This window comes from Caldicellulosiruptor diazotrophicus (assembly GCF_017347585.1).
GTDB lineage: Bacteria > Bacillota > Thermoanaerobacteria > Caldicellulosiruptorales > Caldicellulosiruptoraceae > Caldicellulosiruptor > Caldicellulosiruptor diazotrophicus.
Map to the genome: position 1 here is coordinate 537947 of NZ_AP024480.1, position 12027 is coordinate 549973.

Annotated in this window: 11 protein-coding genes; all 11 read left to right on the plus strand. The window is 36.1% G+C overall.

The window, feature by feature from the left end; all coding sequences use genetic code 11:
• Nucleotides 1-142 precede the first annotated feature (142 nt).
• Nucleotides 143-1432, plus strand: coding sequence for a 3-isopropylmalate dehydratase large subunit (leuC, locus tag CaldiYA01_RS02405; protein ID WP_207180959.1), 1290 nt, complete (start codon nucleotides 143-145; stop codon nucleotides 1430-1432).
• On the plus strand, nucleotides 1433-1933 hold the full coding sequence (gene leuD, locus CaldiYA01_RS02410) for a 3-isopropylmalate dehydratase small subunit (RefSeq protein WP_207180961.1): 501 nt from the start codon (nucleotides 1433-1435) through the stop codon (nucleotides 1931-1933).
• Complete coding sequence (gene leuB / locus CaldiYA01_RS02415) at nucleotides 1926-2993, plus strand: 3-isopropylmalate dehydrogenase (RefSeq protein ID WP_207180963.1); 1068 nt, start codon at nucleotides 1926-1928, stop codon at nucleotides 2991-2993. The genes leuD and leuB overlap by 8 nt, the downstream gene beginning before the upstream one ends.
• A gap of 113 nt (nucleotides 2994-3106) precedes the next feature.
• Nucleotides 3107-4237 carry an aldo/keto reductase gene (locus CaldiYA01_RS02420; RefSeq protein ID WP_207180965.1) on the plus strand — a complete coding sequence of 377 codons (1131 nt, stop codon included), beginning with the start codon at nucleotides 3107-3109 and terminating at the stop codon, nucleotides 4235-4237.
• Nucleotides 4238-4366: 129 nt separating this feature from the next.
• Entirely contained in the window at nucleotides 4367-4657 is a 291-nt protein-coding gene (gene rpsF / locus CaldiYA01_RS02425; protein WP_207180967.1) for a 30S ribosomal protein S6, read from the plus strand.
• 15 nt (nucleotides 4658-4672) lie between these two features.
• Entirely contained in the window at nucleotides 4673-5158 is a 486-nt protein-coding gene (locus CaldiYA01_RS02430) for a single-stranded DNA-binding protein (protein ID WP_207180969.1), read from the plus strand.
• An 82-nt stretch (nucleotides 5159-5240) separates the two neighbouring features.
• On the plus strand, nucleotides 5241-5474 hold the full coding sequence (gene rpsR, locus CaldiYA01_RS02435; RefSeq protein WP_207182709.1) for a 30S ribosomal protein S18: 234 nt from the start codon (nucleotides 5241-5243) through the stop codon (nucleotides 5472-5474).
• Nucleotides 5475-5649: 175 nt separating this feature from the next.
• Nucleotides 5650-8184 (plus strand): glycosyl hydrolase, encoded by a 2535-nt coding sequence (locus CaldiYA01_RS02440; protein ID WP_207180971.1) that lies wholly within the window; start codon nucleotides 5650-5652, stop codon nucleotides 8182-8184.
• 248 nt (nucleotides 8185-8432) lie between these two features.
• Nucleotides 8433-9398 carry an ABC transporter permease gene (locus CaldiYA01_RS02445; protein WP_207180973.1) on the plus strand — a complete coding sequence of 322 codons (966 nt, stop codon included), beginning with the start codon at nucleotides 8433-8435 and terminating at the stop codon, nucleotides 9396-9398.
• 32 nt (nucleotides 9399-9430) lie between these two features.
• Complete coding sequence (locus CaldiYA01_RS02450) at nucleotides 9431-10309, plus strand: carbohydrate ABC transporter permease (RefSeq protein WP_207180975.1); 879 nt, start codon at nucleotides 9431-9433, stop codon at nucleotides 10307-10309.
• Between the two features lie 91 nt (nucleotides 10310-10400).
• Nucleotides 10401-11966 carry an extracellular solute-binding protein gene (locus CaldiYA01_RS02455; protein WP_207180977.1) on the plus strand — a complete coding sequence of 522 codons (1566 nt, stop codon included), beginning with the start codon at nucleotides 10401-10403 and terminating at the stop codon, nucleotides 11964-11966.
• Nucleotides 11967-12027: the final 61 nt, after the last annotated feature.

Here is a 12027-nt window from a genome sequence, read left to right on the forward strand (position 1 = left end):
TAAAAGAAACTTTCCTGTAAGGCCCCTTTTTGTTTGCAAAAAACATGATATTTTTTATCAGAATAAAAAAATAAATTATTGAAAACTGTATACAGGTATACTAAAATAAATCACAAAATAAGTTCAGGGGTGAAATTTAAATATGTCAAAACCAATGACAATGTCTCAAAAGATTTTGGCGCACCATGCAGGAAAAGAATATGTTGAGCCAGGAGACTTGATTTTTGCAAATGTTGAGCTTGTTTTGGGGAATGACGTTACAACACCTGTTGCAATAAAGGAGTTTGAAAAGATAGGGATTGACAGGGTTTTTGACAAAGATAAAATTGCGATAGTTCCCGACCATTTTACTCCAAACAAAGACATAAAGTCTGCTCAGCAGTGCAAGATGGTTCGCGAGTTTGCTAAAAAGTATGAAATTACAAATTATTTTGAAGTTGGCGAGATGGGTATTGAACATGCACTCTTGCCAGAAAAAGGACTTGTTGTGCCGGGTGATTTGGTAATTGGTGCAGACTCTCATACATGCACATATGGGGCATTGGGTGCTTTTTCAACAGGAATTGGTTCTACTGACATGGCATGTGCAATGGCAACAGGAAAGTGCTGGTTCAAAGTACCAGAGGCTATCAAGTTTGTGCTCTACGGCAAAAAAACTGGCTGGACATCTGGGAAGGATATTATCCTTCACATTATTGGTATGATAGGTGTTGATGGTGCACTTTACAAGTCAATGGAATATACGGGAGAGGGTTTAAAATCACTTTCAATGGATGACAGGTTCACCATCGCTAACATGGCAATTGAAGCAGGTGCGAAAAATGGCATATTTGAGGTTGATGAGAAAACAATAGAGTATGTAAAGCATCACTCAACAAAACCATACAAAATTTTTAAGGCAGATGAAGATGCAGAGTACTCTGAGGTTTATGAGATTGATATTTCCAAGATTAAGCCTACGGTTGCGTTTCCACACCTTCCAGAGAACACAAAAACAATAGATGAGATAACAGAAAAGATTTATATTGACCAGGTTGTGATTGGCTCTTGTACAAATGGCAGAATTGAAGACTTGAGGATTGCAGCAAAGATCTTAAAAGGAAGAAAGGTTAAAAAAGGGCTCAGATGTATTATATTCCCTGCAACACAGAATATATACAAGCAGGCATTAAAAGAGGGACTCATTGAAATATTCATTGACGCTGGATGTGTTGTTTCAACACCCACTTGCGGTCCATGTCTTGGCGGACACATGGGGATTTTGGCAGATGGTGAGAGGGCTTTGGCAACAACAAATAGGAACTTTGTTGGCAGAATGGGTCATCCAAGCAGTGAAGTTTATCTTTCATCCCCAGCAATTGCAGCAGCATCAGCAGTTTTAGGCTATATCGGATCACCTGAAGAGCTTGGAATGAAAGGAGATGAAGAATAGATGATTTTCAAAGGTAAAGCTCACAAGTATTATGATAACATAGACACAGACGTTATTATTCCTGCAAGATATCTTAACACATCTGACCCCAACGAGCTTGCAAAGCATTGTTTAGAGGATTTGGATAAGGAGTTTATGAACAAGGTTCAAAAAGGTGACATTTTGGTTGCAGGGAAAAACTTTGGCTGTGGCTCTTCAAGGGAACATGCACCAATTGCAATAAAGGCATGTGGAGTTTCTTGTGTTGTTGCAAAGTCATTTGCAAGGATTTTCTATCGAAATGCAATAAATATTGGTCTTCCAATTGTTGAGTGTGAAGAGGCAGTAGATGGTATAGAAGCTGGAGATGAGGTGGAAGTTGACCTTGTAAATGGAATAATTAAAAATCTAACAAAAGGTAAAGAGTTTAAAGCAAAACCCTTTCCTGAGTTTATGCAAAACATAATGAAAGCAGGCGGACTTATAGAGTTTGTAAAAGGAGAGTTGAAAAAAGATGCATAGGATAGCTGTAATTCCTGGTGATGGAATAGGTCCTGAAGTAATTGAACAAGCGCTAATTGTTCTTGATAAGATATCTTCTAAGTTTGGAGTTAAATTTGAATATATCTTCATTGACGCTGGCGGATGTGCAATCGACAAGTATGGTGTGCCAATTAGAGAGGAAGATTTAGAACTTGTTAAAAAATGTGAAGCAACTCTTTTGGGTGCTGTTGGTGGACCAAAATGGGATGATCTTCCCGGAAATTTGAGACCTGAACAAGCTCTTTTGAAGCTCAGAGGAGGACTAAAAGTTTATGCAAATTTAAGACCTGCAGTGCTCTATGATGAATTAAAAGATTCTTCGCCTTTGAAAAAAGAGATTGTATCAAAGGGTATAGATATCTTGGTTGTAAGAGAACTAATTGGTGGTATGTATTTTGGACCTAAGGGGAGAGAAATAAGAAATGGTGAAGAAGTTGCATATGACACTGAAATTTATTCAGTAAGTGAAATAGAAAGAATTGCAAAGGTTGCGTTTGAAGCCGCCAGAAAGAGAAAGAAAAAAGTAACCTCTGTTGACAAGGCAAACATATTAGAATCTTCAAGGCTCTGGAGAGAAACTGTTGAAGAGGTTGCAAAAGATTATCCGGATGTGGAGCTTTCTCACATGTATGTTGACAATGCGTCAATGCAGCTTGTAAAAGACCCATCACAGTTTGATGTTATACTTACTTCCAACATGTTCGGTGACATTTTGTCTGATGAGGCTTCAATGATTGTAGGCTCGATTGGAATGCTTGCCTCAGCCTCACTTGGCGAAGGCAGGGTAGGCCTTTACGAGCCAATTCACGGAACTGCCCCAGACATTGCAGGACAAGATTTGGCAAACCCAATTGCAACAATTTTGTCTGCTGCGATGATGCTGCGTTACAGCTTTGACATGGAAGATGCTGCAAAGGCTATAGAAAATGCTGTAAAGATTGCTCTCAAAGAAGGGTATAGAACAAGAGATATCTACACAGAAAATTGTAAGCTTGTTGGAACAAAGCAGATGGGAAAAATCATTTGTGAAAATATCTAAAAGCTGCAGAAGATTTTCTGCAGCTTTTTTGTGTTTAAATTCTTTTTAAAGTAAGGTAAAATATAAACATAAAGCATTTTTTAAATAAACCATACACTGGAGGGGTTTTTGAAATGAAGTACAGACCCTTTGGGAAAACAGGCTTTATGGTGTCTGCTCTTGGATTTGGTGCAATGAGGTTTCCAATCTTGGATGGTGACTATTCGAAGATTGACGAAGAAAAAGCAATTGAAATGCTGCATTTTGCAATCGACAATGGAATCAATTACATTGACACAGCGTATGTATATCATGGTGGTAACAGTGAGGTTTTGGTTGGCAAAGCTTTGAAAGGGGGATATAGAGAAAAGGTTAAGGTTGCAACAAAACTTCCTGTCTGGCAGGTAAATAATTTTGATGATGCTGATAGGATTTTGGATGAGCAACTAAAAAGACTTGATACAAGCTATATTGACTTTTATCTTTTGCATGCTCTCAACAAAAACCACTGGAAGAAGCTAAAAGAGATGAACATCTTTAAGTGGATTGAAAAAGTGCTTCTTGAGGGTAAGATAAAATATATTGGGTTTTCGTTCCATGACGATGTAGCTACATTCAAAGAGATTGTTGACAGCTACTCCTGGACGTTCTGCCAGATACAGTACAATATCCTCAACCGAAACTATCAGGCAGGGGAAGAGGGGCTCAAATACGCAGCCGCAAAAGGAATGGCAGTTGTTATCATGGAGCCACTTTTGGGGGGAAGGCTTGCAAAAGAGCCGCCTCAAGAGATAAGACAGCTTTGGGAAAAAGCACCTATCAAAAGAACACCTGTTGAGTGGGCACTTTCATGGCTCTGGAACCAGAAAGAAGTGTCGATTGTCTTAAGTGGTATGAGTACACTAGAGCAGGTAAAAGAAAATATTGAATATGCAAGTAAATATGAAGTGGGAAGTTTAACTGACGAGGAACTTGAGCTTGTTGAAAGGGTTGCGCAAAAGTATAATGAATTGAGAAAAGTCAACTGTACAGAGTGCAAATACTGTATGCCATGTCCACAGGGCATTGATATTCCGTGGAATTTTAGCATTTACAATCAAGCAAGCATGTATAACATGTATCAGGAGATGAAAAATGATTATGCAAAAAAAGAAAAAGAGAGAGCAGAAAATTGTGTTGAGTGTGGTGTTTGCGAGACAAAATGTCCACAAAATCTGCCAATTAGAAGACTTTTGAAAGAGGTTGCAGCCTATTTTTCGAAATAAAAATAGGTTATTTACTTTAAAGCGCATTTTATGATAAAATACTGCATGTTGTGGGAAGAAAAATTGATCTTCCCTTGCTCCCAAAAAGAGCTTTGGGGGCCTTTAAGTCTAAAAGGGAGGTGAAAGCTTGTGGTTGAGAGAAAGTATGAAACAGTATTTATTATAAGCCCCGCACTTGACGATGAGGCAAGGGCAAACCTCATCGAAAAGTTCAAAAACCTTATCTCAAGCAATGGACAGCTTTTAAATGTTGAAGAGTGGGGAAAAAGAAGGCTTGCATACAAGATAGACAAGCATGCAGAAGGATACTATGTTCTAATGCAATTTACAAGCAAGCCTGAGTTCCCACGCGAGCTTGAGAGGGTTTACAGAATTACAGACGGGGTTATTAGGTTCTTGATTGTAAAGCTTGAAAAATAAGAGGGGGCGGCTTTTTTGAATAAGGTTATTTTGATGGGTCGCTTAACGCGCGACCCTGAGTTTAGGCTTACTGCCAACAATACCCCCGTTGCAAACTTCACGCTTGCTGTCAACAGACGTTTTAAACGCGAAAATGACCAGGATGCCGATTTTATCCCGATTGTTGCGTGGAGCAGGCTTGCCGAGTTTTCAAAAAACTATCTCAAAAAAGGAAGGCAAGTTGTGGTAATAGGAAGGCTTCAGCTTCGCACGTGGGATGATGAGGCAAATAGGCGTCACTACATCACCGAGGTTGTGGCCGAAGAGATTTACTTTGCAGAACCAAAACCTAAGGATGTGCCGGTTGACAGCGAAACAGAGGTGAAAGAAGACATTATTTTGCCTGACTTAGATGATGAGACAATTGAAAGCGAACTTGAGAACTTTTTCGAAGAGGATGTAAAAATTCCATCAAAAAATAATGATGTTGATGAGGGTATAGAAGACGACCTGCCATTTTAGATAAAGTGGAAATTTAAGTAAAAAGGAGGGAAAAGGTTTGAACAACAATCAAAATCAGCAGCAAGCTCAAGCTACTCAAACAATGGAAAGAGTTAGCTCAAGACAGAAAAAGAAAAAGAGAGTATGTTCATTCTGTGTTGAGAGAATATATGAGATAGATTACAAAGATGTAAACAGGCTCAAGAAATTCCTCACAGAAAGAGGCAAAATAATGCCAAGAAGAACAACTGGCAACTGTGCAAGACATCAAAGACAGCTAACACGAGCTATCAAGCGCACAAGAATCTTAGCACTTCTTCCGTTTATAGTTGAATAAGATCCTTTTATAAAAAGAATATAAATAAACCTCCTTCTATAGTGATAAAATAGAAGGAGGTTTTATTTTTGTGTGGTTTTATTTAATATTTATTGATATTTGAAATGTTTTTGTGTAAAATTTTTATTAAATAAAGCCAAAATCAATCTAATAAATGTGAAAGGGGAAGCATACAATGAATGAGAGTATAAAATTGAGTTCTCTTTTTGATGAAATCAATAACCCTCCAGCTACTGCCAGTATTATTCATTGGTGGATTTTTTCTGATGAGATGAACGAGAACAGAATAAATGCTGAGCTTGATTATATTTCAAATCTTGGCTTTAAGCAAGTATTAATTGCAGCAGGACACAATGTTTCGCCTAAATATTTGACACATGGTTGGTTTGAAATGGTAAAATTTGCAGTTGTCCAAGCTAAAAAAAGAGGAGTTAAAGTGTGGATTGCCGATGAAGGGACATATCCAAGTGGCTTTGCTGGCGAAACTTTTAATAAGAAGTATCCTCACAAAAGGATGAAGGCTATTATTGTTGAGAAGGAGTTTATTATTGAGGGTAATTTATGTGAAGTTGAACCTCACTCTGGTACAATTGGGATTTTGGCCAAAGACATGAACCAAAATAAATACTTTGCTTTTGAAAAGTTTGAATTTAGTGCTGGATTTTTATACTTGCCCTATCATTCGACCTGGCAAATAAAAGTAATATCTTCAGCTTACAGGACATCTCCAACAAGGTATGTTCACCATCCAACAGGTGCTAAAGATACTACATATTCGCTTTGTGATTATCTTGACTATGAAGCTGTCAACCTATTCATAAGTGAGGTATATGAAAGATACAAAGCTTATATAGGAGAAGAATTTGGAAAGACAATAATTGGATTTTTTGCTGACGAACCTGATTACTCAATTTCTGGAATACCATATACGGACAATATATTTAATATATTTTACAATGAAAAAGGATACGATGTCAAAAAGTACATACCGTATTTCTTTAAAGAGCAATTAGATGAAGAAATAAAAAGAGTAAAAGCAGATTACTGGGATGTATGGAGCAATATTTTTACAAATACTTTCTTTAAGCAGATCTACAAATGGTGTGAAGCAAATGGCCTCAAATTTGTAGTACATCTAAATCATGAAGATAAGATAGAACACCTTACCAAATCTGAAGGACAGTTCTTTTCGCATATGAAGTATGTTCATATTCCAGCAATTGATGTAATTTGGAGACAAATCTGGTATGACAAAAAAGCAATATTCCCTAAATACGCTTCTTCTGTTTCTCATATTAAAAATGTTGCTCAGACCTTTTCAGAGAGTTTTGCAGTATATGGACAAGGTATATCTGTTGAACAAATCAAATGGGTGGTTGATTACCAGTTTGCAATGGACATAAATCTATTTTTGACCTCAATCTTCAAGTATCTTTATGACCATCCACAAAATTATTTCTTTCCAGAGGTAATTAAGTATATTAATACCATTTCATATCTTCTCTATGTAAGCACCCCTTGTACAAAGGCTCTGGTTTACTTTCCTACACCGGATCTGTGGGCAGGTGAAAATATGTCTGCTTCAAAAGCAATGGAAATTGGCAATGCACTTTTAGAGAACCAGATTGATTTTGATTTTTTTGACCATTCTCTTTTAGAATATCTGGAAATTAAAAACCATAGAATATACGCTAACAATAGAAAAGAATACGACATTGTTATTCTTCCGCCTATAAAGTATTTGCCACAAGATCTGTTCAGATTTTTAAAGCTTTTCTCAAGTAAAGGAGGGAAGATTATTTTCTTCGAAAACTCTCCTTTGTTTGTTTATAACAAAACATTTACATCGTTTTTCCACTTTGTAGATAGAGAAATGGGTGTGATTGTTGACAGTATCGAGCAGCTATCAAAGATGGTTGAAAAAGATATCACTGTTGTAGACAGCAGGGACGTTAGAGTTCTTCATAAAAGAATAGAAGGCAATCATCTGATTTTTCTCTTCAACGATTCATCTACTTCATTTTTGGGTAAGATAATATTGGAATTTTACAAGAAAAATGTATATATATGGGATCAAATGCGAAATAAATTTTTGATGGCCTCAAATATTAGAAGTAATGGTAATAATATACAATTAGATCTCTACATGCATCCATATCAGACTTTGGTTTTAATAGCAAGTGATGAGTATGTAGATGGAATTCAAAAAACAGATCTGCTTGGAAGTTTACCGCGGACAGTCTTGGAATTAAACGATAACTGGGAAATTCATTTTGATAAAGATTTTGTTTTGTTTTCAGATTTAAAAGATTGGCAAAGCTTGGGCTTTGGTGACTATTCTGGCAGTGTAGTTTATAGAAAAATATTTTCGTTTTTTCATGATGACTTTATTAAAAATAAACATCTTTTCCTCTACTGCCCCAATGTAAAGTACTCTGCAAAGGTTTGGTTAAATAAAAGATATCTTGGTGTAAGAGCTTTTTCGCCTTTTATGTGGGATATAACAGAGGCATTGAAAATTGGTGAGAATGAACTTGTGATTGAAGTTCAAAACACCCCTGCAGCAGCTCTACTTGGAACACAAGAACAATTGGAAAAATTAAGAAAAGAGGCAGAGAAGAACTTTTATCTTTCCATTTCTCTGAAATTTGACCTGGAAATGGTCCAATCAGGATTGTTGCCTCCTGTTACTATTGTCTCTTTCGAATAAATATTTTAAAGCTCAATTTTTTGCGCAAATCATTCTTTTTGGGAGAGAGGTGACTGCCTTTGGTTTTGTAAGTCTTTCCTTGTAGCAATATTTAGCTCGCTTTAAAAGTAGAAAAATCTTTGTAGATGTTCAAAAATAAAATAAAAAAATAGGTATTGACACAACAAAAACAAAGTATTAAAATAAAATTAAACCAAAAACAAAATTCAAATCTCAATATTAATACCGACAAAAATAATGGAAGTTTGATGAAAAACAATATTATCAATGGACCAAAAAAGAAGGGAGAGAATGATTTAATGACAGCTACCACTTCTATATGGAAAAGACTGAAAAAAGACAAATGGCTGTATATCTTGGCTCTACCGGGTATTTTGTACTTTATCATTTTTAGGTACATTCCGATGTTTGGTATAGTAGTTGCCTTTCAAGATTTTAATCCGTTTTTAGGGTTCTGGAAAAGTCCGTGGGTAGGTTTTGAGCATTTTAAAACACTTTTCACTGACCCTGATTTTCCGATGCTGTTTAGAAATACACTATTAATTTCATTTTACAATATACTTTTCTATTTCCCTGTACCAATTATTTTGGCGTTACTTATCAACGAGGTGCGAAATCAGGTTTATAAGAGAATTGTTCAGACATGTGTTTATGTTCCTCACTTTGTATCAATGGTGGTCATAGCAAGTATTACATACGTGCTTCTCTCAAGTGAGACAGGGGTTATAAACAATATTCTGTATAGCTTAACGGGCAAAAAAATTGAATTTTTGACAGATCCAAGATGGTTCAGAGCCCTTATAATAATTCAGAGTATATGGAAAGAAGCAGGATGGGGAACAATAATCTTTTTGGCAGCACTCTCAAATGTTGACCCAACATTATATGAGGCTGCTATTGTGGATGGAGCAACAAGGTGGCAGCAGACGTGGCATATCACAATACCCTCAATTATGAGTACGGTAATCATACTTTTCATTTTGCGATTGGGACATCTTCTTGATACTGGCTTTGAACAGATATTTTTGATGAAAAATCCTATTAACAGGTCGGTAGCAGAAGTGTTTGACACATATGTTTATCAAGTAGGTGTTACCCAAGGAGCGTACAGTTACAGTACAGCGGTTGGTCTTTTTAAGTCTGTTGTTGGACTGATTTTGATTCAGGTTTCTAACTATCTGTCTAAGAAATTTACTGAAACTTCATTGTTTTAATCTTTATTTCGGTAAATTGAGAGGTGACAAAAATGAAACAAAATAAGACAGTAGCAAGTACTATTTTTGATGTTTTTAATCATGTATTTCTTGGAATATGGGCAATAATAACCGTTTTACCATTTTTATATGTGTTGGCTGCATCTTTTGCGCCAGATTCGGAAATAAAAACAAGGACCTTCTTTATAATTCCTCATAATCCTACTCTTCTCACCTATAAATTTATTTTTGCTTCAAACTATTTTCTTCGTAGTATGTTCAACAGTGTGATTATCACAGTAGGAGGTACCTTGGTAAATCTGTTTTTCACATTTACAATGGCATATGCTCTTTCAAAAAAGCATTTTATAGGCAGAAGCATTGTATTAAATGGCGTAATATTTACAATGCTTTTTGGTGGAGGAATGATTCCTACATATTTGTTGGTAAAAAGTCTGGGCCTCTTAAATTCTTATTGGGCACTGTGGTTGCCAGGAGCTATTAGCCCCTTTAACTTCTTCGTTGTAAAAAACTTTTTCCAGGAAATGCCACAAGATTTAGAAGATGCTGCTAGAATTGACGGTTGTACAGAAGCTCAAGTTTTGTGGAAGATAATACTTCCTCTTTCAAAACCTATTATTGCGACATTTGCTTTGTTCTATGGAGTAGGGCATTGGAATTCATGGTTTGGAGCACTTTTGTATATAAATGATGCTGAGAAGTGGCCTGTACAGCTAATTTTAAGGCAAATAGTAATGTTGTCAACCACACTTGCTTCTGATCTAACACAATTTGATCCCAATTTCCAACCCCCACAGGAGTCGCTGAAAATGGCAATAATTGTTGTGGCTACTTTGCCAATAATGCTTTTATATCCATGGCTTCAGAAGTACTTCATAAAAGGTATGTTTATTGGTTCATTGAAGGAGTGATGTGAAGATGTAAAATGTGTTATAAAAAAAGGATATATTCAAACTCCAAAAAATTTATTTTCAAAAACAAAAAGCGGGAGGGAGTTAATTTATGAGTAAAGTTAAGAAGATTTTGAGGTTATTTGTAGTTAGCATCTGTATTGTAGGTTTATTGTTAACATCAATTGGAGTATTGGGTGCATCAAAATCAAAGTATTCGTTTAAACTCACGATCATGGCTCAGTATTTTGGGACAGAACCTGCGCCTTCAAACAGTCCAGTTATTTTAAAAGCAGAGCAGTACTTAAAAACTGACCTGGAGTTTACATGGGTACCTGCTGATGGTTACAATGACAAATTAAACATTATGTTAGCAAGTGGAAATCTTCCAATGGTGGTTTATGTTGGAGGTAAGACTGCATCTATAATTGGTGCTTGCAAAGCAGGAGCATTCTGGGAACTTGGGCCGTATATAAAGCAATATAAGAATTTGAAAACAATTCCAGATATAGTTCTTTGGAACTCATCAATTGATGGTAAAATATATGGTATACCGCGATCAAGAACTTTAGGAAGAAATGGAATTGTATATAGAAAAGATTGGGCTAAAAATGTTGGGATTACTAAACTTGAAACTATTGATGATTTGTACAACATGTTAAAGAAGTTTACTTACAATGATCCAGATAAAAATGGAAAAAATGACACATATGGAATGATTGTTTGCAACTACAATGGACCATTCTATATTACTCTCACATGGTTTGGTGGTCCGAATGGATGGGGGTTGAACAAAAACGGACAGTTAGTTCCGTCTTTCTTAACAAATGCATATCTTGAAAATTTAAAATTCTGGCGAAAGATGTATCAGGAAAAGCTGTTTAACCATGACTTCCCAAGTGTTCCAGGTGCAAGATGGGAAGATTATTACTCACAGGGTAAAGGTGGAGTAAAAATTGACGTTATAGACTCTGCAAACAGAATTTACAATGGCCTCAAGAACAACGGTATCATTCCAAAAGATGCAAAAGATACGGATATAATGGACATTGTTGTGTCTGTCAAAGGTAAATACGGCCTAAGAAATATGCCGACTTCTGGTTACTCAGGATATTTAATGGTTTCAAAGACAAGTGTAAAAGATATGAATACATTCAAGAAAGTAATGTCGATATTAGATAAATTTGGTGACAGAACAATACAGGACTTGTTTGGTTATGGACTGCCAAACAGACACTATAAGCTTGTAGATGGTAAAATAGATCCTATTCCTAACTTGCCAGCAGATTTGTCAAGAGAAATAAGCGGGCTTAATCAGGTTCTACATTTTTATCCTGCAAATGGTGGAACACCAAGATATATGACTCCACTTTTGCAACTACAGGCAGATATGCAGGCTTTAAATGAAAAGCTCAATATTCTTGTTCCAAACCCAGCAGAAGCGTTGATAGGTATGTCAGATACCTATATCAAACGCGGTGTCACACTTGATAATATGATTGAGGATGCACGTGTTAAGTATATTACTGGTCAGCTCAATGACCAGGGCTTCAAGAAAGTTCTTGACAACTGGAGAAAGCAGGGTGGAGACCAGATTATAAAAGAAGTAAATGCACTGTATCGTAAGTACAAAAAGAATATTCCATATAAAGAGGACTTGTATAAGATTCTCAATTAAATACTTAGTAAAAAAAATATTTAATCTCGTGCGAAATATTTCTGATATTTCGCACGAGATT